This window comes from Aneurinibacillus tyrosinisolvens, assembly GCF_001015055.1.
In the GTDB taxonomy this organism is placed as follows: domain Bacteria; phylum Bacillota; class Bacilli; order Aneurinibacillales; family Aneurinibacillaceae; genus Aneurinibacillus_A; species Aneurinibacillus_A tyrosinisolvens.
On sequence record NZ_BBWZ01000032.1, the window covers coordinates 1 to 20948 of the forward strand.

A 20948-nucleotide genomic window follows, 5' to 3' on the forward strand; every position below is an offset into this window, starting at 1 on the left:
TTATTAGGGCTGCCTTTTGTATCGTAAGCTTATATTATTGCCATGGAGAAACAGTTACTAAGAGTGGTGATGGTTCGCCCTCTCCCCCTGCCGTATCTAATGCGAGTCCCACATTATCTAAACTATAATTATGGGAGTTCATCATATGAAGAGGAAATTTACCAGACGCAATAAAGTCTATTGCCATTTTTACGGAGGTATAACTATGACCGCGTACTCCCATGACCGTCAACGTTTTAGCAATAATGACATCACTATCGAATTCACTTATCTTTTGGTATTTGTACGCACCTAAAATAACGATCCCGCCTTTTTTTGCCACTTGAACAGAGGAAACTATAGGTTCACTTCCACCGGAAGTCAGATCAATGACGACATCGGCCATCTTTCCACCGGTAATCTCATGAACACGGGTATTCAGGTCTTCTGTCTGAATATTAACTGTATAATCGGCACCAAGCTGCTGGGCCAATTCCAAACGCCTAGCGCTTGTACTTCGACCAGTGACAATAACACATTCTGCACCAGTAGCCTTAGCCGCTAAAGCACATGCTAGTCCTTGCTGGCCGGGACCCTGAATCACAACCACTTTCCCCGGCCCCACGCCTCCTTTGATGCTCATCCATTCAAACCCGTTGGCCAACGGTAACGTTAAAGCTGCTTCTACCGCAGGGACATGTTCGGGCATTTTATGTACGACAGCATTCGGGTGTAAATACATGTACTGACTAAATCCACCCCATAATGATGGCGTAAGATGGACTGAGGTTGCTCCATAACGAATCCCATTCGCTCTCGGATCCGTCACAGCACAGGAACGATATAATCCCGTTCGGCAAGCTTCACACTGGCCGCAAGGAATATATTCTTCCATTGCGATCCTATCTCCTACTTTTACTCCCCAACGCTGAGCAGCAATTCCCCCAATTTCTTCAATATATCCTACAACATGATGCCCCAATATTTTAGGTTCTTTAATCTGTTTATAATAGGAAACATCACTTCCACAAACACCAACGATTTCCACTCGGAGCAATCCGCCGTCCGGTGGAATTTCCGGTCTATCAAAGGACCACAACTGGGTTGTTTTTATATCCACAGCTACTGCAGCTAATACTTTTCCGGACATATCATTCACTCCCCTCATGTGCAGTTTATTTCAAGATACCAGGGCCAATATGTAAGTTAATCCAAGAATATATTTTATTAGCATTGGTAGGAAGAAATCTGTTCTTTTATTCAGAACAGGCACCATAAATTTCTATGGATTCCATTTATGCATGTCTAATTTACCCTCTGTAAGCCACAGCCTCAATTTCCAAAAGAGCGTCGGGATGAGCTAAAGAACTGACTTCAACTAGAGTACTGGCTGGCAAGTTATCTCCAAAACAGTTTTTACGAACAAGCGCGATTCTTGCGCGATCATCAATATTTTTAAGGTAAATAAATAACTTAACCACATCTTTAAAATCTAAGTGGGCCTGTTCTAATACAGCATGAATATTTTGAAAAACTTGTTCTCCTTGTAAGGCAGCGTCGCCTTTTCCCACGATATCCCCCTTGGAGTCAATTGGAAGCATGCCGGAAATCCAAAGTACATTTCCAAAAATAACTCCATCACTATAAAGCTTCTCTTGTTTTGATATATTGATCCGTTGAATGTTCGGCACCACAAACACCCCTTTCCTTCTTTATAAAGCAGAACGAAAATCCATTTGTCCCATTCCCATTTGAGGAATCGAGTCCAGTTTAATTGCAGCCAATTCCATAAGTGTTGTGATTGGTAAAGATCCTCATCAATTTCGTTAATGTCAGCTTAGATAGTACATATATATGGAGAATCAACCATCAACAAGTAGTAGGTAATTGTAAATTTAAATGGTTTATTGTTCTATTCTTAGTCTTTTTTGAAGATAGGGTTACATTCTCTGTCCCACTATTCTTCTTACTCTGTATGATTTGTTGTTCCTTCTCAGGCCAATGTATACGAGTAAAGCAGGGCCCTAAGAGAAGAACTCCTCCACTATCAATAAAAATGGATCAATTAAGGGGTTTGGATGATTAAGAAGTAATAAAGAGTCAAAACCAACCGCTTTTCTTCCAAATCTTTTAAACCAGAAAATCAGAAAAGTTCCAACATGGATTATATGGAAATTTTTTATTCTTATTACACTGTATATTCTTCTAAGGTGGATCCAGCAAAAAGATTCTCTACTTCTAATTGTTTATTAATCATGCCCTGCTCATACGAATACTGAATCGCAGCCTCCAGTGTTTTACGGTTTTTCTCCAAACCATAAGGCCAAAAGTCATCACCCATCAGTTCTCTCGTTCTCTCCACTTCTGCAATCAGCCAGGGCAAGGTTGCTTTTGCGGCTGCCGTCTGATATAGGCCCTGATAAGTTACCTTTTTAGCTTCTACAAAAGCCTGGTAAAGATTGTATGCTACCCAAGGATGGCGTTCCAAGATTTCATCTTTAATGGCGACCACATGCATAATCGGGAAGATGCCTGTTTTTTTGTAGTACTCCTTTTCTACTGAAACATAATCAGGAAACAGCCGCTTTACATTGGGTGAACCATCCAAGAAGGATGAGGGGGCCCGCGGGGCAATCATCGCATCAATTTCACCGGATTCTAACATTTCGTTTAACGTTTGTTCCGCTCCAATCGATTGGATTTTAATCTCCGGTGGAAGATTCAAAGCTACTTTTTCCACTCTTCCCGGAGTTTCTTCCCCTCCCATATACCAGTTCATATCGGAAGCCGCCACCCCGTATTCGCTTTGCAGGATGCCGCGGATCCATAGGCAGGCCGTTAACTGATATTCCGGAATCCCTACTCGTTTTCCACGTAAATCTTCTGGTTTTTCAATCCCAGAATGGGCATGGATGTAAATTCCGGAGTGGCGGAAAAACCTTGAAACGAAGACGGGAATAGCCGTGAAGTTGGGAAACCCCCGGTCCTTGGCAATCAGGTAAGACGATAAGGATAATTCGGAGACATCAAATTCCTGATGACGCATCATCCGAAAAAACGTCTCTTCCACCGGCATATTCAACCAATTCAAGTTAATTCCTTTGGGTTGTACTGTCCCATTTGTTAATGGTTGAATCCTATCATAATCCCAGCAAGCAAAAGTAAGATTAAGCTTTGACATTGTATTCCTCCTCTTCCATTATGTAATCTTTGAAATCGTTATATCTATATTAAAACAGTTAGGCATTGAGAAAATTCCTGTGTTCTTGTATATAGAACGTATTGCCCATTAATTTTATTATTCCTGATGACTTGTCTTTTTCTTGAAGATACTCTACGTGACGACTAAATGAAACAAGGTTATCCTCAATGGTGCGCCCTTCTTTTCCTAGTAGTCTCAATTAATGAACTGCCCGCCATTCCTCTAACCATAATTATCCATGTTTTATCATTCTCTCAACTCCATTTCAAAAAACAAAAGCAAAAAACCACCTAGCTTCGTACTGGACTTGGGTCAATATCTTGGGCACAAAAAAGTTAAGTTTTAAGCTGATTGTTTGATTTGATTCTCTATCATTTGTGGTGCCTGGTACCCTAAACTGCTATGGATTCTTTTTCGGTTGTACCAGCTTTCAATGAATTGAAACATCGCTCGTTTGGCAGATGTGTAATCTACGTATTGGGTATGGTTCACTTCTTCTTTCTTTAAAATGGCATGAAAGGACTCGATACAAGCATTATCATACGGGCAGCCCTTTTGGCTAAAGGACTGTACCATACCAAGAGAATGAACAAAGTTCATAAATTCATTTTCTTTTGAAGGATAGGACCCGTATTTCTTCTTCGTAATGGAACGGATGTCTGCCTTCTTCATTAAACGCTGCACACGTTTTAGGCTAGCTTGAAAACCACCATTGACTAACGACAGATGAATTTTGGGAGCTCCGTACCGTTCCTTGCTGTCCAGGTGAATCTGTCGGATTTTCTTTGTCAGTTCTTTGTTTTCCCGTTCACGAGGGGATTCTGTTTTCTGTAAGGATTAAGAACGTATTTATGTATTGAAACTAACCATCGGCTTAGGTTAAAGCGAATTTACGGAGGATCTTCCTCCTTCACGTGGGCTAAGCTGTTCAGAAATTAAGCGACTATAATATTTCATCTCTTTTACATTGGCCTGCATTTGTGAATGGGAGAACAAGTTTCTGGGTCCTGTGATACTAATTGCAGCAATAATTTGTTTGGTCATTTCATCAAAAATAGGTACGGCTATTGAGTACATACCGAATCTAAATTCTTCTTTGGATAGGGCATAGCCCTTTTCTTGGATTAGATTTAATTCGTCTTCAAGTTCTTTCTGGTTGGTGATGGTATTGGAAGTAAGCGATTGAAGTTTCCCCGAACATACGCGTTCCCTTTCTTTTTGATCCTGAAAGGCTAATAAGACTTTACCAGAAGCCGTGGCATAGGCAGGAACACGCTTGCCCATTCGATTAAAAATTTGTGTTTCTCGGTCTTCGGGCAGTTTAAGCAAATAAATGACGCTCTCATGGTCATACATAACAAGTTGGATGACACCGCGAACAGTATTTATCAGTTTGTTCAGTAGAGGAAAAGCCACTTGGCACAGTTCAATATCATGATAAACGACACAGCCAATCTCAAAAGCAGTGGTGAAGTCATTGCTGCAGTCAGCCTTGCTGGTCCAATTCAGCGAATGAACGAGAAGTATTTTCCTTCCTATAAATCAAAGGTGATTCAGGCTGCGAACAACAACTTCTACTTCTTTTTGTACAAGTTGTTGTTCAGGTTATAATAAAACAATCATACTAATACCCGCGAGAACCAAAACACCTCCTAATATAGTAAACCTGTCAATCCCCTCTTCATTTTTTATGAGAAAACAAACGTCCCTTCTACCGCCTGTTGAAGGGACGAGAGAACACGGAGCCCTTTCTTTCGAACGGTCGAGATAAATGAGCGTGTCTGACAGAAAGCTTGTGCACCTTCACTACTTCGGAATACACCTGAGATGTTCTCTTTGACTCGCATCATGCGCAAATCCCGTTCGGCCTGATTGTTATCGAACGGAACCTCAAGTCTGTGCAGAAAAAGAAGAAGCTTATCCCGATGCAACAGGAGGCGGTCCAACATATTGCGGGCAGGAGACTGCTTCTTACTTCCTTTCTTTTTGAGCGTTCCCTCTGCATAAAACATAGGGTTTTTCTCGCATCCCTCCGAAACGAGCTCGTCATACGCTGCAGACAGTCGCTCCATTTCTTCCCGAGGTGGAGGAAGGCCCATATTTTGATATCTTTCTTTCTGCTTTTTCATTTCGATGAGAAGGAGGCCGATGGCCTCTATGGCTTCACGTCCACGCTTTGGATGAATTGAATAATAGGTTTCTTCTGCTGTGTTGTAGACATGAACCCACTGTCTCTTCGGCAGGATATCCATCCCGGTTTCATCGACATGGATGACGGGTGAACATCCACAAGAAGAACAATCCGAAAGAGAATGGATTTCCTCCATGTCCGGATGTAAGGAAAAAGGAAGATGGCTTCCCTTGTGTCCTGGCTGTCCGCCTGTTTTTCTCGTTGTGGAGGGTCGTTCACTTTTTGTCCGGTGCACTTTTTTTACACCGCCGTCTGAGGAAGGAGAGCGGTGACGATTGGAGCTGTTTTTGTTGCGTTGTTTTTCCAATTCCGCCACACGGGCTGTCCGTGCCGCGATCGTCTCTGCTTGTCTCTTGACAATCTGAATTAACTCTTCGTGTGACAGATCTTTCGCTAACAAGAGAAATCAGCGGACCAACGTCGATAACAAGCGCAAGTGGTGATTAACCGGCTCGCGACATCCGGTACAGCAGCGATCATACGCAAGGGAATTTATACAGGTAGGGGGTAATAATAACAGCATCATCAATAATACGATATTTGGGCCACCGCAGCCGCTGCCTATGTCAAACTGGGTGGTGAATCGGGCAGTAGGAGCAACTAATGTCTTGATACAAGGGAATACGTTCTATTCGTTACGTACGGGGACGTACCTTAATCCAAACTCAACGGGTCAAGTCCTTAATAATATAATCTACAATACAAAAGGTGGAATTCTGGTGGATCGGTCCACGTTTACAATTTCAGGTAATGCATGGGGAACGCCACCGAATGAATTTGACATTGTCCTGTTGGCCGGAACTGCTTTTGGACCGCCGTATGATCTGCTTTAAGCGCCAATAATAACGGGGCTACCATATCTGATCAAAGATAAAGATTCTATCGATGGGGTTTTATACGTTTTTTGAATGACTTTATAGCTCGAATTTCTTCTACTATTTGCTTCGTTTTATAAGCCCACTACCTGGTCTCCACAAATTCAATTCGTAAGATAACGCTTGAAACCATTCCGGATCTTTACTTTCTAAGGCTAAATCAATAAGGGAAGGAAGATCGTCCGGCCCGAGTAAGGATATGGCTAACATTGGTTGATTTTTATCCACTTTAACTTCACCGTAATGTTTTGGAATTGTGACAAAGATGCCTACCTTTTCCTCTGTGATCTCGGTGATAAATCCAGTCGCTCTATTCGTTTTATAATCGATATGCACCCAATCCGCTATTTTCATAATCAACCACTCCTCTAGGAGATTCACTTATAAAGGAATCCATTTTATTTATTCCGTGTTCGTCACTGGAAGGAGGTGAATGATACAGCTAGCTATAAAACCGAGTGAATACGTAGAAACCAGGGATTCTATTTATAGACAAGTGAGTGTTGCTGTGATAAAGAAGCCTGCTTTTTGAAGGTAACTCGTACTCATAGTTGCTATTTTGTTTTAAAATATTCACAAAATTTAATGACCTGTAAAATTCCTTTTTCATAAAAAGTAAATCCCTATTTTTAGTATAACGACTAAAGAAGACTGCTGTTAAGTACGAATCGTGCGACAATTGTTACAGCTATACTCTCTAATGATGTCGAGTTTGGTAATAAAAGTGTGCAATCCGACAAAAAACAGAAATTGTATTTTGAAGAAAACAAGACAATTGTTAATTAAATTTTGATAACCTATAAATAACGTTTTATTGCTCCACCTGTTTCCTCAAAAAGAAAGAGAGAAGAAGGGCTGCTGCAATGGCTAGTGCACCGTTCATATAGAAAGACGCCGCAGCTCCGAATCGTTCCCAGACAAACCCGGTAATCAGAGAAGCTGGCAGTAGCCCTACTCCTGTGACCATCGAGTACATTCCCATCATGGTACCCTTTAAATCCTGTGGAGCAACATCGGCGACAAGCGCCTTTTCCACCCCTTTAGTTATCCCTGTACACACCATACAGTCCAAACAGAAGCCAAATCCACCAGGGGGAAGGTATCACAGCAAAACCAAAATACACTCCCCCATATAGAAGATATCCCGCCACCAGTACATTTTTTCTTCCCCACTTATCTGAAAACTTCCCTGCCGGATACGAAAGGATAGAACCAACAAGGTAAAAAATAACTAGAAGTTGCTTTAAGCTTCCATCTAATCGCTCCCAGCTGAGTTCTATCGTTTTCTTCTTGAGGTTAACTCCCTCTTTTGGCTCTCTAATCAAGAAAATCAAACCAACTCCGAGGAGTACAGGAACAATAGAGTAGATAAAAACAGCTGAATAGCTGTATCCACTTCCGCAGATCATGAGGTAGGCAATGATGACCCCAAGAGCAGAACCCAGCATATCCATCATCTGCTGGATTCCAAATGAACGTCCATGCTTTCCTTTTCCCCGGATTCCATAATGAGCGCCTCACGGGGAGCCGTTCGGATTCCTTTCCCAAACCGATCGGCAACGCGCCATAAAAATGCGCCCAGCCAGGAATGAGCAAAAATCAATAAGATTCTTCCTACAGCTGATAATCCATATCCATAAATGGCTAACTTTTTTCTCTGTTTCGTTCGGTCAGAAATGTAGCCTGTTACAAATTTCAACAGGCTTGCCAGACTTTCCGCAATCCCCTCAATAACACCAATAATAAAGGGAGTGGCACCAACAGAAGCAAGAAACAGGGGGGACAAGCGGGTATACCATGTAGGTGCCTAAATCAGTGAAAAAACTAACCAATGCCAGGATTTTGATGTTATTCATTTGCCTTTCTCACTCCCCACTTAGGCTGGTGTTTTTGTTCCCCTTGTAATATCGAATGGCATGTAGAGCAATAATACAAGCTGCCACCCATGCACCTCCCGCCGCAAATCCGGCGACAACATCGCTTGGAAAATGAACACCAAGATAAATGCGGCTCATTCCAATTGCCAATATAAGAAGAAGGGTTACTACAATAATGTACCAGGAAGGTTTCGATCGTTCCCGAAGATTCAGCCATAACAGGTATCCCAGCATTCCATAAAACGAAGCGGATATCATTGCATGCCCGCTGGGGAAACTATATCCACCAGCTTTGCAAATAAACCCAGGAAGAGGGCAGCAGCTATAATTCCCCACAATAAGTGGGCCCCAAACTTTTTAAGTGGAGAATGAAAAAAGGGCTTTAGTTTATTCATTAAAATCAATTCACACACCTCCTTATCACTATTTCAAACATTCAGATTTGCGTCGAGTATAAAAAAGGCCGTACCCTACAGCAAGGATGAATAAACCAATCAAAATGCACCATCGGTATTGTCCCATTAATCGACTGATTTCTTCTGCATTACCTTTATATAACCGGCCAAGGAATAACAGGATGAACGCCCATGGATATACTCCAATAAAAGTAAGAAGTCCGTATTTCCACCGGCTTATTTTGCTCATGCCAGCAACATAAGAAATATAACCTGCTCCTAACAGGCGGGAAAATAGAATGCTCCATTCCCCGTACTTATGAAACCAGCGTTGCCCTTTTTGTAACTTCTTGGAAAATCGTTTTTTGATTTTCACTTCCAGTTTATTGCTAACCATATAAGGAATAAAACTAAAAACCGTGCAGGTAATACTCATCCAGAAAGACATTAACATTATTTCAGGCAAAGTGGGGTGTGAAAAATATCCGTAAGTTGGAACAACAAGAATACTCGGAAACGGGATGGATAACCCTTCAATGACCATTACCACTAATAAACCTGCCATTCCCAATCCATTAAAGAAGCTTAAAAGGTGCTGTGTCATCCTTATCCCTCCCTTAATACGACAAATGAAAGGTTGTCCTAATTTAACTCCTAGCAATTAAGCAATGCCATACCAAGAGGGATTCCAAAATATGTAATATATTCCAAAGACCCATTTTCGAAGCAAATATTTTCACTAGTGAATTTTCCCCTTTTTATTCCGTTGTTATTCCTTATCAGCTAGAAGCCTGCGAATCATCAACCAGATACTTAATCCAATTAGAGTTCATTCATTTTTGAAGACAGCAATAAACATTGGCTTTGGAGCCATTTTTTTGTATTTGAAAAAGTTCAAGGATTTGCGGCGAAAGCTCTTGTGTTCGGATTTAATTATACTTAATCTACCAAAAAATGACGTACAAACCATTACCGGTCTGTACGTCATTTTTATCATTACTGCCGAGAAGACCCCTTCCTCAAGCCCCAATAGGGGTAGGGAGGGGATGAATCGGTGCGGTTATGTGAAACCCTTTGCCGTACTTCACCCTTGTCACCTGTTCGACCTTCACCGGTTTGGCAAGGCCCTCCAGTTTCACATACGCTCCTTTGTTCTGCCCTTGGAGAGCTTCTCACCTCGGTACTGCCGCAGATTTTCCCCTGAAATCTCCCGGTTTCGTGTGCGCCGGCCACAGAAAAGATCCTGTCCGCTGGCTTTGGCTCCGGTGCGAATATCGATGTACTTGGCATCGTAGAATTTCTCCAAACTCCGATGATTCCGGCGCACCTGCCGGATCGCAAAGGGAACCGTCCGGGTTTGTGGTCTAATCAACCCAGCCTATGCGTTCACACAAGCCCCCACTTCAAGAGCCGTTTGGCTCTAAGTGGTGGGTAGTTGACTAGCGAAGCATTTCTGCGTTTTCCAGGGGATAGAAAATGAATTCAGCTTTACCGACCACATTTTTCCGCAAGATAAACCCGATTTCACGGCTGTCCATGCTTTTATTCCGGTTATCTCCCATGACGAAATACGAGCCGGGCGGAACCGTGAGCTTGCTGAAGCCGGTCAGCGTTGTTTCACTAATATAAGGTTCTTCCACCACCTTATTGTTCCGGTATAAAGTACCGTTCTTCAGCTCGAGCACATCCCCAGGCATGCCGATGACTCGCTTAATATAATCTTCTTCCTCATTCGCGTGTAAAACAATAATGTCCCCGTACGAAGGATCGGAAACATGGTAAATCATTTTATTAACGAGAATGCGTTCCTTATCTTTTAACGTAGGATACATGGAAATACCTTCAACTACGTAAGGAGCAAAAAGAAAGATGCGTATAACGAGGATAACACCGATGAAAATGAGAAAATACTTACTCCAATGAAAGAAATCCGAACTTTTTCCCATCGTTTCTATTTCCCCTCCACAGATTGTTCTATTTCTCTATTGTCACCTTTTTAAATCTTTCTGTGAAGGGGGAATTTCTTGTTTGCAATTTATTTCGCAACCGCTTTCTTTTTCTTCAAGAGCGGATTTTCATCCCAGTTAATCGCAATATCACCGTTAACGAAGGTTTGGCAGGCTAATCTATATCCCTGGCTTAATAGTTCTTCGCCCAGTTTCTGGATTTCCTTCCTGCTCGGATCCGTTAACACACCTGCACCGCGCTCTACTTTTACGACACATGTCCCACAAATCCCTCCGCCGCACTTATAGGGGATTTCTCCCTCATAGCGAATAGACATACGTAATAAGTTAGATTCTTTATTCACCTGAAGTTCTTTCCCGCTTGTTTTAAAGGATATATTCTGCATGCCTTATCCCTCCTAACGATTTCTTTCACTATACCATATTCTATTATTGAATGGTATACAATATACTAAATTTATTTTATTTTTTGATAGTTTGCACTTTATTCTAGCATCACTAATCCTGATGAAGTATACTTATGGTATACAATAAACAGGAGGAAACTTATGCACTCTATAAAAATAGGAATTATCGGACTCGGAACGATCGGCCGCTCCGTGGCAGCGTACGCTCTTGAACGTTACGCCTCTCAGATTAAAATTGAAGCCATTCTCGTACGGGACGAAAGCAGGGATTATCATCTGCCGGGAAACTGCTTCATTACTGCAGATGAAGATTTGTTTTTTGATCGCGATATGGATTTTGTTATCGAAGCGGCCGGCCACCAGGCGGTGGGCAAATACGGCAAAAGAGCACTGCAATCTTCGTCTTTTATCGTGGTGAGCATCGGGGCATTGGCGGAAAGTAATCTGCTCGAGGAATTAAAAGATGCGGCTTTACATAACGGCAGACAAATTATCGTTCCTTCCGGAGCTATCGGCGGACTCGATCGGATTGCCGCCAGCCGCTTAGAGGAACTGCAATCCGTTGAGCTTATCACCCGCAAGCCTCCCGCCGCCTGGTATGGTACGATTGCAGAGGATAAGGTGGACCTTGCTTCCGTTAAGGAACCGACCTTGCTTTTTAGCGGGCCGGCTACTGAATCGGCTCTGCTGTTCCCTGAAAGCGTAAACGTATCTGCGGCCCTTAGCCTTGCAGGCATCGGCTTCGCCAACACGCAGGTGAAAGTGTACGTCGATCCGGCCATCTCACGGAACACACACCAAATTATCGCGGAAGGATTCGCCGGAAAAACAGAGATCACGATTCAGAATACACCTTCGCAGGACAATCCGAAAACAGGCTACATTGTCGCCATGAGTGTCATAAAAGTGCTTCTCCAGCAGGTAGAGCCCTTCGTCATTGGAATCTGAGAAAGACGAACGCTATACTTCAGGTATAACAAATAGAGAGGACGGTTTTTTTCACCACCGTCCTCTCTTGTTTATTGTATGCCATTGGTTCGACTCCATCTTTTACGCGCTTCCTTCCATATACTCCTGTTTGAAGAAGGGCACCTCTATCATAGCAGCCGGCACGGACACAAGAATATCCACCTGAACAGGCTGGGCCGGCGGCAAAGGCACCGGCGCGATCACACAGCTCTCATGTTCGCCGGATTTCCCGAATGCTTCCTTAAGCAGAGAGGAGGTGTCCCGTGTTGCCTCCTTCCATTGCTCCTTACTTCCAACGCCGTTAATATAGTAAACAACTTTCATAATCCGATCCACGTAATCAAGGTCTTCCACCATTTTTTTTAGCACGCTTAACTGGTTGACGAGACTGTCCCATGCACATGCTTGAAGTTCGTCCACAGACATCTGCTTTCCGATGATATTCCCTTCATAAAATAAGTGGCTGGGGCACTGCACGTGAATCCCGCTTACATAAATATGATATTTATCCAGAAGAGAGGTCACGTACGTTTTGGTAACGTGGGGAGAGTCCCGCAGTTCTGCACCAAGGAGAGCAAGATTGTGTTCTACCCGCATACTCACATCGCCTGCCCTGTTACTTTAACCTCGGCTGTCTGTTTGTCTAATTCCTTCTTAAAACGCTGCATAAACTCCGCTGCATCCATCGTTGTAATATACTTCTTGTCGATCAGCGCGTAAGGACTCATCTTACAGGCGACACAAATGCCGCCGCACTTCATTTCTACCAGGTCTACAGCATGTTCCAAATCTTTTTCCTTCACATATTCAAAGGCTTCGCGCGACTGTGCGTGTCGGGTAAGATTCGTTTGGCAGAATTCTACTTTGATTTTATTACTCATCTTATAGCCTCCCCAGTGTAGAAAAAGTTACGTTTGCAGTGCTTCGAGATAAGCTGTTTTTGAATTGGCAATGTGAATCTTGGCCAATTGTTCCGCCAAATCACTCTCTCCATTTCGAACGGCCATTGCGATGTCGCGGTGTTCCTCCATGGACTTGCGTACCCGGCCGGGAATTTCTTGTCCTACTGTTGCGAACGCCTGAATATAATCCAGCAGACTGTGCAGCATTTTGTAGAGGCGCGGGCTCTTGGCCGCCTTATAAATCGTCTCGTTGATTTCAAGGTGAAGAAGCTCGGCTACATTCTTCGTATCAATGGTCTCCTGTGTCAGCAGGCTTTCAATCGTGTCAATATGGATGGCCAGCTGGTGTTTCTCGCTTTCGCTAATTTTAGAAGCAGCTAGCTTTACGGCAAGGCTTTTTAAGGAAGATAATATCGTAAAGATTTCGATAATCTCCTCGGTAGACATCCGCGATACAACGACCCCTTTGCGCGGCAGCGTTTTCACAAATCCCTGGGACTCTAAGCGAAATAACGCTTCCCGAATCGGGGTCCGGCTAATATTTAGCTTATCCGCCAGCTCCCTCTCTACAATCCGCTCACCCGCCTGGAGCTCTCCATTAAGAATTAAATCTTTAATATATCGATACACTTTATCCCTGATAGGGCTGAGTTCTTCCTTTATCCACGTTTCCGTTTGCATACAATATACCTCCTCGCTTTTTCTTGTATTCTTAGCTTAATGGAAGCAGGCTGAATTAACAAGCTAAGAGAGGAATACAGCGCCATAGAGCAAGGAAGAACCGATAATAATCGCAGGGTGGACTTTGATTCGCTCCATAAACAGATAGCTTAATCCGGCAAGTAAGATTGTATGCAATATGCCTGCGTTCCCCATAATAGCACTGCTGAAGAATTGATACGCGAGGATGCCCATTAAAACAGCGACAATGGGACGTATTGCCTGCGTCATTGCCTTTACCTGCGGCGCTGTTTTAAACAGGGTTAAAAATCGGAGAAGTACAACCATCGCAACAGCGGAAGGAGCAATCGTTCCCAGCAAAGCTGCAAGCGCGCCCGGCACTCCCGCTACCTGATAGCCGATATACCCGCCAAGCTTTGTTGCAATCGGGCTCGGGAGTGCGTTTCCAAAAGCAAACGCTTCTCCGAATTCCTGGTTCGTCATCCATCCATAATGGTTAACTACTTCATTTTGGATGAGAGGAATGCTGGGGGGGCCGCCCCCGTATCCTAAAATATTTGCCACAAAGAAGGCCCAGAACAGCTGCCACAGCACCATCGTTTACACGCTCCGTTCAATCTTGGATTCCTTGTTCGGGTGAACTGCCTTTATTTCGGTAACACGCTTGTTCTTTTGCTTCTTTGTGGACCAGAGGAACGCCCCGGCAAGCACAACCCCGATAATGATCGCGGGGGAAAGAGCAAATACAGTCAGCAAGATAGCGGAGGCTGCGGTTAAAACAATAATACCGCCTTTTTTTCCCTTCTCGCCCTGCTGCCACGCCTTCGTGAAAAATTCATACGCCATTACTCCCATCATCACCCCAATAACCGGCTGGATTCCTGCTGTCATTCCTTTGACAATCGGTGAATGCCTGAATTGAAACAGGAAGCCGAGCAGTCCAATCATGAGAATAAGAACCGGGATGGAAACGGCAAAAATCGTCACAAGCGCACCCGGCGCACCCTTGACTTTGTACCCGATATAGGCGGCTATTTTCGTCGCAATGGGCCCTGGCAGCGCATTTCCAAGAGCTACAATATCGGAAAATTCCTCGTCATCCACCCAGTTGTATTTCTTGACCGCTTCAGCATGGATGAGAGGAAGCATCGAAGGCCCGCCACCATAACCGAGGATCCCGGCACGAAAAAAGCCGATAAATAACTCCTTATAGCTCATGATGCTCTCCCCCACTTCTTGATTAATTTACTGCGCATGGCGATAAGCAGAAAAAAGATACCCGTTAAACAAAACAGAAGAGAAATCCGAAATGCGACCTGTAATCCTTCTATTAAATTGTTTGCTTTTTCCGGGTCTTTTGTCAAGAGCCAGTCCGTTGCGCCATTGTAAACTTCCCCTATTCACGGAGGACCTGAGCCGCGTCTGCTATTTTTTGATATCCGCTTCCACTACAACGTCGTATTCGTGTCCAACATAATTCTGGAGAGCCTCAAGAGCGGCAACGCCTACAGCAGTATCCTGTTCCCCGTTTCCGCCGCTGACGCCTACACCGCCTACGACCTCTCCATTAATAACAATCGGGAATCCTCCCACAAAAATGGCGAATTTGCCGGGAATCATCTGCTGGATGCCGAACGCTTCGCCACCAACCGCGGCCGGTCCGCCTTCCTTATTGAACAGGTGAGTCGAGCGTTTATGGCCCGATGCCGTGAATGCTTTGGCCATCGCAATTTCGACCCCGGTAATACGGGAACCGTTCATACGCTCCAGCGCAATCGTATATCCGCCTTCGTCAACAATACAAATCGTTTCCAGAACGCCGATTTCTTCCGCTTTCTTTCTGGCCGCTTCGATCATGACTTTGGCTTCTTCCAGTTCAAGTCGTAAAATTTGTTTCATCGTCTATTCCTCCTCTAATCTTATTTTCTTATTTCTAGCGATATACCGTTTTAGATTGAACATAGAAGGCAAGCGCGTCTCTGCCGCTTTCACGATAGGTCGCTGTGCTTGAATTTTTCACGCCGCCAAATGGCACGTTGTATGCCACACCGGTCGTGGGCTTGTTTACTTTTACCATACCCGCTTCAATTTCCTGGATAAAACGCGAGATGGCCTGTTCATTGGATGTGCAGATCGCTGCAGCCAATCCGTATTCCGTATCGTTTGCCAGCTGGATTCCTTCATTTAATGAAGAAACCTTCATTACCGCTATGACAGGGCCGAATATTTCTTCACGGACCATTCTCATCCCTGGTGTGACATCAACGAAAATCGCCGGGGATACGTAATATCCATTGCCAAGCTTACCGTCCGTAAGCTGCTGTCCGCCTGTTAACAGTGTCGCTCCCTCTGCTTTTCCAATCTCAACGTATTCAAGAACGGTCTCCAGCTGTTTCGCGTTGGCAAGCGGACCCAGCTTAACCCCTTCCTCCATTCCGTCCCCAACGGTCAGCTTTTCTGTTGCTTCCACAAGCTTTTGTACATAGCTGTCGTATACGGATTCCATGACAAGCACGCGGCTCGTTCCTGTGCATGCCTGCCCTGTAAGGCTAAAACCGCCGGCAATCGTCGTCGAAACCGCTTCGTCGATGTTCGCATCGTCCATAACGATAAGAGGATTCTTGCCACCCAGTTCAAGCTGGAGCCTTGTCTTAAAGGAGGCGGCCTTATGGATTTGCTCTCCCGCATAAGTGGAACCGGTAAACGTTACAGCATTAATTTCAGGATGGGATACGAGGATATTTCCGATTTTGGATGCCGATCCGGTGATAAAATTGAGAACCCCCGCCGGAAGACCCGCTTCATGCAGGCACTCTACAAGCCGCAGAGCACTTAATGGAGTTTCTGAAGCTGGTTTGAATATGACGGTATTGCCGGTGACGAGAGCGGGAGCAATTTTACGGGCCGGGATGGATATTGGGAAATTCCACGGTGTGATGACCGACACGACGCCAAGCGGCTCCATCTTCGTATAGACGAAACTGCCATCATCGGAGGGGATGGTAGCCCCGGTAACATTTAACCCCTCGGAAGCATAGTAGCGAAGCGTCTGTGCTGAACGTTTCACTTCCATAATGGCCTGGGAAAGAATCTTTCCCTCTTCCCTTGTCAATTCCCTGCCGTACTCTTCTGCCCTATCCTCCAGCAAGTCAGCTGCCTTATACAAAATTGCCGCTTTTTTTGAAGGTGAGTACGCCGCCCAGCTCTTCTGTGCCTGCCGTGCGGAAACAATCGCTCTTTCTGCATCTTCGATATTAGAAGCAGGGAATTGCCCGAGGCTTTCTTCTTTGTTGGCCGGATTAGAGCTTTCAAAATATTGTTCGCTGAAAGGAACTGTCCATTCACCGTTGATTAGATTTTTGTATGTTTTTGTTCCCGTCGTTATCGCCATACAATGCCCCTCCTATACAGGGACAGCCCTCGCATATGGAGAGCTGTCGAAAGTTAAGTATTTTTTTATGTGCGTGCCATTACGCTAACTGTTTTTCCTCTACGAAAGAACGATAGATTCCATCAACGTACATGCGGCGCATATTTGTAGCCGTTTCAACTGCCTTTAGGCATTTTTCCTGCAATTCCGGTGTGTTGGCGTATTTTAATACGATTTGATAACCGCGTTCACCGTGGATTTCATCTGAAACGATGTGAAGGTCGAAGAATTCAATCTCATGGTCGTTAAATCCGTACTTTTCACGAAGAACCGGCGTTTGTTTGCGGTAGATGCCAGGCACCTGTGATTCTAACCCGATAATCAAAGCTGCTGTAGCAACGATAAAGTTTTCCCGCATTGCCATCGTGTAGCACCAGCTTTGCAAGCCGACTGTCGTCGCAAGCAGGTTTTCTGTGCTCTCTACCTGTTCTCTTGTTGTGCCGCAAACTTCCCCGAAGCGGATGAGCAGGTCAGTATGGCGATCTCCGCCCAGTTCTTCTTCCCACATATTCTGGAGGAGGAAATCCTTTGCATCCTCATGCGGGCAGTTTGCATACATATAGGCCAGATAATCTGCAAACGGTCCAACGTAGTGGTAGTGCTGCTCAACCCACTTTGCAAACTGCTCACGGGAGAGTCTTCCTTCAGCCCATGCTGTTGTAAAAGGAGCTGCTTCACTGCTGTTGCCTCGTACTGCTGCCTCTAGCTTTTCGCGGAATACCTCTTTGTCCATTAATTCTGCCATTTTTCATTCCTCCTCGTATATTGTATACCAAAAATGTTTTTTAATAAGAACTTGTCCGTTATATCGGCTATACTTACCGGTAAAAGGAAAGCTCTTATCTATAAAGTATATTGTATACCAAAAGTGGGTGAAGCTTTTTCTTATTCCCTATACTATCATATATAAGCACCATGTCAACACATTTAACAGAAAAATTTAATAATTTCGCTTTTTACTGTATTGTTTCTCGCTTTGATCACTTTCTTCGAGCGAAAGCAGGTACTGTATTTCTTCCGCTAACCGGGTAAGCGCCGTTTCTACTATTTTTTCCCCAAGCTCATAGCTTGCCTGTGTTCCATCGCCTATACAGCCATTTGCCGTCATCTCCTCATACCGGTAAAAACCCTGCAGGGGCTGGCCGGGACGAAGGTGGCGCCAGCGCGGGTTTTCTGTGAGCTGCCCTCGCTGCACCTCTTCTTCCCTTATAAGTTCAGGAGCCAAATAGTAAGCTTCCGATAGTTCACGTTCACAGCTGTGCCCGTATGGCTTTGATGTAATGTGCTCCTTAAACACATCAGACGCCGAGGCTGTTGTTTTTGCATAGTAAATCGTTACACCAAGCTCCAGGGTTAGCTTCTGGCAGGCGATGGAGAGAGTAGACTGGTTGCCTCCGTGGGAATTTAACCATAAGAAAGTTGTAATCCCATGGTGCTTAAGCGAGACGAGCATATCGCGGAGCACATGAATGAGCGTTTCAGGCTGCAGTGAAATCGTTCCCGGAAAATTTAAATGGTGTGGTGAAACCCCCATGGAGATTGTCGGGGTAACAAGGGCGAGCGGATGCAGGCGTTCCGCCAGCTTTACCGCCATTCTTTCCGCCAGCACCGCATCGCAGCTTTCCGTCATATGGGGACCGTGCTGCTCGTGTGCACCAATTGGAATAATCGCTAGTTTTACAGTACATAGCGCCTTCTTTACTTCTGGCCAGGTCATTTGCTGTAAGTGATAAGCTTGCATGTTTACACCTCCAAATATTGGTTGATTTCATCCTATTTTTAATGTATATTGTATACCATAAGTTAGCTTATACGGAAACTCTATTCGTTTGAGCACGCGGTTGAACGGTGTAATGATGTACTATGTTATACTTGTTTCTATTAACGTATTGGAGAGATGGACGTGATTACACAAACGCATTATAAGGAAAGTGACGCTGCCCTTTCCCTCAGCAGAAGCCTCGGCCTTTTGTTCCGTTCTATTGGTGAACGGCCTGTCGTTATTGTTTGCATTGGAACGATTAAGGCAATTGGCGATGCCCTCGGGCCGATGATAGGTACGCTGCTCGAGGACCTGTCCTTAGATAGCAGCATCTTCATCCACGGAACGATTAAGCAGCCTGTTCATGCATTGAATCTGGAGGAGACAATGCTGCTCATTCATACGATTTATGAGCAGCCCTATATTGTTGCCATTGACGCTTCCTTAGGCCACCTGCACCATATAGGCTATATTCAGCTTTTGGAAGGTCCCCTGCTGCCAGGCAGCAGCCTTAAAAAACAGCTTCCTCCGGTTGGAGATATTCATATGAAAGCCATCGTAAACAGCATCGGCCCCTACAATTATATGATGCTTCAGACAGCGAATGAAAAAGCGGTCCGCGGCATGGCCAAGGTTATCGCCTCCGCCTTAGTCGGTGCCTCCGCCTTGAGAAATAGCTGGCAAAAAAAAGCCGTTGACGGAATGGAACCTAACCCGTGTTAACGGCTTTTTTTGCTGCTGCTACCAGACGAGTACTGCGATGAATGTTGCGATAATAAGGCCGGCTATAACCGGCAGGAAATTTCGCCGTGCCAGTTCAATCGGTGACACACCTGCAAATGCCGCAACGGCTACCAGGGAAGACCACGCGATAAAGGTCCCGCCTCCTGACCAGATGGAGCCCATCTGACCCACGGCCGCTAACATCGACGTATCCATTCCGGTACCGTGAGAGAGAGCCCCCGCAAGAGCGCCGGTAATGGGCAGGCCCGCAAAGCCGGAGCCGTCAATCCCGCAAAGCACTCCTACCAGCATGACACCGAAAGCAGCGATAAATTCATTGTGCGGAATATAAGCTTGTACACTGTCTACGATATCGAACAGGAACCCGGGGGCACCCTGGCCAAGCACCATAGCGGAATGCTCGTGGTCGCCCATGAAGAAAAACGCAGCAATCGGAATAATCGAACCCATAATTTTTATCGCAAAACCAAAACCTTCCGTAAGGCGTTCTCCCACCTCTTCAAAAGCATCGCCCTTGTGCTTTACAAACGTGGCAATAAGCATAATCATCGCTGCCGTACCACCGATGAGCGCCCCCGCATCGCCGCCTTTAATATCAAACACAATCATGGCGATGACATCGAGGACAAACATGCAAACGGTAAATAGGGCAAAAAACACAGCGTATGGCTGGGACTGTTTAACTGGCATGAATTCAAGGACAGCTGCAGCTTCCGCTTCACCTTCTGCGAAAATCAATGGTTCCGTGTCACCCGCATCTGCAGACTTTCCAGCCGGCTTTACAATCGTTTTCGCAATCAGTACGTATGAAACGAGCGTGGACACCCCGCCGACAATAAGAGTTAGAACGATCGATTTTGTCCAAATCGCTCCCACGATTTGAGGTGCACCGGCCGCTTTCGCTGACAGGGCAGGAGCTACCTGCATAAGCGCATCGGCTGCCAGAGCCATCCCCTGGCCTGCCAGGGTAATCGCAATGGCAATGCCCATCGGGGGTAACCCGGCCCGCATGGCTGCGGGAATCAAAACAGCCGCCACGAGAGGAATGGCCGGTGTTGGCCAGAAGGCAGTGGAAAGCAATGCCGTTGCAATGACAAGCACCCAGTACGCTACATGGCCGTTTATAATCAATCTTTGAATGGGTACAATCATTTTCTGATCGGCTCCCAGTTCTTTCAGCGCGTTCAGCATGCCTACCATAAAAGCGATGAGCAGGATGATGCTGAACAGTTCTTTTGCAGCCATGATGTTGGCATTGTAAATCGCAGCCAGCCCGGCGATGGCTCCATCTGCCAGGCCGCCTTTATACGCCCATCCCAGCAGGAAGGTTGTAACGAGAGAAGGAATAATTACGCCTTTACGGAAAAGCATAGCTAACACGACAGTAACGGCACCCAGAGCATAAATAATATGTGCTGCATCCCAGCTCATTTCACGTCCTCCTTCTCAATTCCCTCAATTTGTGGTAAGCGCTTTCTTTATTTTTTTGTCTTTTTCGCCATCCTCCTTCCTATTAAACATCCTTTTGAGATGCTTAACGATCCTCGAAATCTTTTCACAGTGCCAA

28 protein-coding genes and 2 pseudogenes are annotated in these 20948 nt (G+C 45.0%); 4 read left to right on the top strand and 26 right to left on the bottom strand.

The features are described 5' to 3' along the window. Window positions 1-34 precede the first annotated feature (34 nt). From MBEAL2_RS20915 to MBEAL2_RS20935, 5 genes and pseudogenes are all read right to left on the bottom strand, one after another. The gene (locus tag MBEAL2_RS20915) at window positions 35-1129 is read right to left on the bottom strand and encodes a zinc-dependent alcohol dehydrogenase (protein ID WP_047154195.1); all 1095 of its coding nucleotides are present in this window, start codon (window positions 1127-1129) and stop codon (window positions 35-37) included. A gap of 160 nt (window positions 1130-1289) precedes the next feature. After that, window positions 1290-1670 carry a RidA family protein gene (locus MBEAL2_RS20920; RefSeq protein WP_161798262.1) on the bottom strand — a complete coding sequence of 127 codons (381 nt, stop codon included), beginning with the start codon at window positions 1668-1670 and terminating at the stop codon, window positions 1290-1292. 497 nt (window positions 1671-2167) lie between these two features. Next, window positions 2168-3160 (bottom strand): ABC transporter substrate-binding protein, encoded by a 993-nt coding sequence (locus MBEAL2_RS20925; RefSeq protein WP_047154196.1) that lies wholly within the window; start codon window positions 3158-3160, stop codon window positions 2168-2170. A 363-nt stretch (window positions 3161-3523) separates the two neighbouring features. Next, window positions 3524-4018 (bottom strand): annotated as a pseudogene (locus MBEAL2_RS20930) (IS3 family transposase); the annotation flags it as partial. Between the two features lie 42 nt (window positions 4019-4060). Then, window positions 4061-4597: an IclR family transcriptional regulator gene (locus MBEAL2_RS20935; protein ID WP_439644896.1), complete on the bottom strand. Its 537-nt coding sequence runs from the start codon at window positions 4595-4597 to the stop codon at window positions 4061-4063. On the opposite strand from MBEAL2_RS20935, the gene MBEAL2_RS20940 reads away from it, so the two are divergent. Next, on the top strand, window positions 4598-4792 hold the full coding sequence (locus MBEAL2_RS20940; RefSeq protein WP_047154199.1) for an IclR family transcriptional regulator domain-containing protein: 195 nt from the start codon (window positions 4598-4600) through the stop codon (window positions 4790-4792). It abuts the gene before it with no gap. A 77-nt stretch (window positions 4793-4869) separates the two neighbouring features. Here MBEAL2_RS20940 and MBEAL2_RS34400 read toward each other — a convergent pair whose 3' ends face one another. Beyond that, window positions 4870-5772, bottom strand: coding sequence for an IS66 family transposase (locus tag MBEAL2_RS34400; protein WP_047154200.1), 903 nt, complete (start codon window positions 5770-5772; stop codon window positions 4870-4872). A 163-nt stretch (window positions 5773-5935) separates the two neighbouring features. Between MBEAL2_RS34400 and MBEAL2_RS33100 the strand changes: the two are divergent. Beyond that, a pseudogene (locus MBEAL2_RS33100) lies at window positions 5936-6064 on the top strand (hypothetical protein); the annotation flags it as partial. 243 nt (window positions 6065-6307) lie between these two features. Here the strand turns inward: MBEAL2_RS33100 and MBEAL2_RS20955 are convergent. The 10 genes from MBEAL2_RS20955 to MBEAL2_RS20985 form a co-directional block, all read right to left on the bottom strand. After that, window positions 6308-6601, bottom strand: coding sequence for an IDEAL domain-containing protein (locus MBEAL2_RS20955; protein ID WP_047154201.1), 294 nt, complete (start codon window positions 6599-6601; stop codon window positions 6308-6310). 457 nt (window positions 6602-7058) lie between these two features. Next, on the bottom strand, window positions 7059-7283 hold the full coding sequence (locus MBEAL2_RS33105; protein ID WP_236692967.1) for an MFS transporter: 225 nt from the start codon (window positions 7281-7283) through the stop codon (window positions 7059-7061). 4 nt (window positions 7284-7287) lie between these two features. Then, a complete protein-coding gene (locus MBEAL2_RS33110; protein ID WP_236692968.1) occupies window positions 7288-7704 on the bottom strand; it encodes an MFS transporter in 417 nt (138 codons plus the stop codon). Further along, window positions 7701-8033: an MFS transporter gene (locus MBEAL2_RS33115; protein WP_236692969.1), complete on the bottom strand. Its 333-nt coding sequence runs from the start codon at window positions 8031-8033 to the stop codon at window positions 7701-7703. Before MBEAL2_RS33115 ends, MBEAL2_RS33110 begins: the two co-directional genes overlap by 4 nt. Before the next feature lie 79 nt (window positions 8034-8112). Continuing rightward, on the bottom strand, window positions 8113-8382 hold the full coding sequence (locus MBEAL2_RS20965; protein ID WP_052947880.1) for a phosphatase PAP2 family protein: 270 nt from the start codon (window positions 8380-8382) through the stop codon (window positions 8113-8115). After that, window positions 8379-8528 (bottom strand): hypothetical protein, encoded by a 150-nt coding sequence (locus MBEAL2_RS31970; RefSeq protein WP_161798263.1) that lies wholly within the window; start codon window positions 8526-8528, stop codon window positions 8379-8381. Before MBEAL2_RS31970 ends, MBEAL2_RS20965 begins: the two co-directional genes overlap by 4 nt. A gap of 19 nt (window positions 8529-8547) precedes the next feature. Continuing rightward, window positions 8548-9123, bottom strand: a complete 576-nt coding sequence (locus MBEAL2_RS20970; protein WP_047154202.1) for a DedA family protein — start codon at window positions 9121-9123, stop codon at window positions 8548-8550. A gap of 531 nt (window positions 9124-9654) precedes the next feature. Beyond that, window positions 9655-9891 (bottom strand): hypothetical protein, encoded by a 237-nt coding sequence (locus MBEAL2_RS20975; protein WP_047154203.1) that lies wholly within the window; start codon window positions 9889-9891, stop codon window positions 9655-9657. Between the two features lie 67 nt (window positions 9892-9958). After that, a complete protein-coding gene (gene lepB, locus MBEAL2_RS20980; RefSeq protein ID WP_047154204.1) occupies window positions 9959-10465 on the bottom strand; it encodes a signal peptidase I in 507 nt (168 codons plus the stop codon). 89 nt (window positions 10466-10554) lie between these two features. Next, window positions 10555-10872, bottom strand: coding sequence for a 2Fe-2S iron-sulfur cluster-binding protein (locus MBEAL2_RS20985; RefSeq protein WP_047154205.1), 318 nt, complete (start codon window positions 10870-10872; stop codon window positions 10555-10557). A 162-nt stretch (window positions 10873-11034) separates the two neighbouring features. On the opposite strand from MBEAL2_RS20985, the gene MBEAL2_RS20990 reads away from it, so the two are divergent. Beyond that, window positions 11035-11841 (top strand): aspartate dehydrogenase, encoded by an 807-nt coding sequence (locus MBEAL2_RS20990; RefSeq protein ID WP_047154206.1) that lies wholly within the window; start codon window positions 11035-11037, stop codon window positions 11839-11841. A gap of 102 nt (window positions 11842-11943) precedes the next feature. On the opposite strand, the gene MBEAL2_RS20995 is transcribed toward MBEAL2_RS20990, so the two are convergent. The 9 genes from MBEAL2_RS20995 to MBEAL2_RS21035 form a co-directional block, all read right to left on the bottom strand. Continuing rightward, a complete protein-coding gene (locus MBEAL2_RS20995) occupies window positions 11944-12459 on the bottom strand; it encodes a RidA family protein (protein ID WP_047154207.1) in 516 nt (171 codons plus the stop codon). Window positions 12460-12461: 2 nt separating this feature from the next. Further along, window positions 12462-12743: a DUF1450 domain-containing protein gene (locus MBEAL2_RS21000; RefSeq protein ID WP_047154208.1), complete on the bottom strand. Its 282-nt coding sequence runs from the start codon at window positions 12741-12743 to the stop codon at window positions 12462-12464. A gap of 27 nt (window positions 12744-12770) precedes the next feature. After that, entirely contained in the window at window positions 12771-13445 is a 675-nt protein-coding gene (locus MBEAL2_RS21005; RefSeq protein ID WP_047154209.1) for a GntR family transcriptional regulator, read from the bottom strand. A 63-nt stretch (window positions 13446-13508) separates the two neighbouring features. Continuing rightward, entirely contained in the window at window positions 13509-14042 is a 534-nt protein-coding gene (locus MBEAL2_RS21010) for a chromate transporter (RefSeq protein WP_047154210.1), read from the bottom strand. A gap of 3 nt (window positions 14043-14045) precedes the next feature. Then, window positions 14046-14663, bottom strand: a complete 618-nt coding sequence (locus MBEAL2_RS21015; protein ID WP_047154211.1) for a chromate transporter — start codon at window positions 14661-14663, stop codon at window positions 14046-14048. Between the two features lie 207 nt (window positions 14664-14870). Beyond that, window positions 14871-15344 carry a GlcG/HbpS family heme-binding protein gene (locus MBEAL2_RS21020; protein WP_047154212.1) on the bottom strand — a complete coding sequence of 158 codons (474 nt, stop codon included), beginning with the start codon at window positions 15342-15344 and terminating at the stop codon, window positions 14871-14873. A 34-nt stretch (window positions 15345-15378) separates the two neighbouring features. Then, entirely contained in the window at window positions 15379-16836 is a 1458-nt protein-coding gene (locus MBEAL2_RS21025) for an aldehyde dehydrogenase family protein (RefSeq protein ID WP_047154213.1), read from the bottom strand. Window positions 16837-16915: 79 nt separating this feature from the next. Continuing rightward, window positions 16916-17620, bottom strand: a complete 705-nt coding sequence (locus tag MBEAL2_RS21030) for an iron-containing redox enzyme family protein (protein ID WP_047154214.1) — start codon at window positions 17618-17620, stop codon at window positions 16916-16918. A gap of 195 nt (window positions 17621-17815) precedes the next feature. Beyond that, window positions 17816-18616: a creatininase family protein gene (locus MBEAL2_RS21035; protein WP_047154215.1), complete on the bottom strand. Its 801-nt coding sequence runs from the start codon at window positions 18614-18616 to the stop codon at window positions 17816-17818. Between the two features lie 162 nt (window positions 18617-18778). Here MBEAL2_RS21035 and yyaC point away from each other — a divergent pair, with 162 nt between their 5' ends. Next, a complete protein-coding gene (gene yyaC, locus MBEAL2_RS21040) occupies window positions 18779-19360 on the top strand; it encodes a spore protease YyaC (RefSeq protein ID WP_052947881.1) in 582 nt (193 codons plus the stop codon). 18 nt (window positions 19361-19378) lie between these two features. Here yyaC and MBEAL2_RS21045 read toward each other — a convergent pair whose 3' ends face one another. Next, a complete protein-coding gene (locus MBEAL2_RS21045) occupies window positions 19379-20812 on the bottom strand; it encodes a hypothetical protein (protein WP_047154217.1) in 1434 nt (477 codons plus the stop codon). Window positions 20813-20948 lie beyond the last annotated feature (136 nt).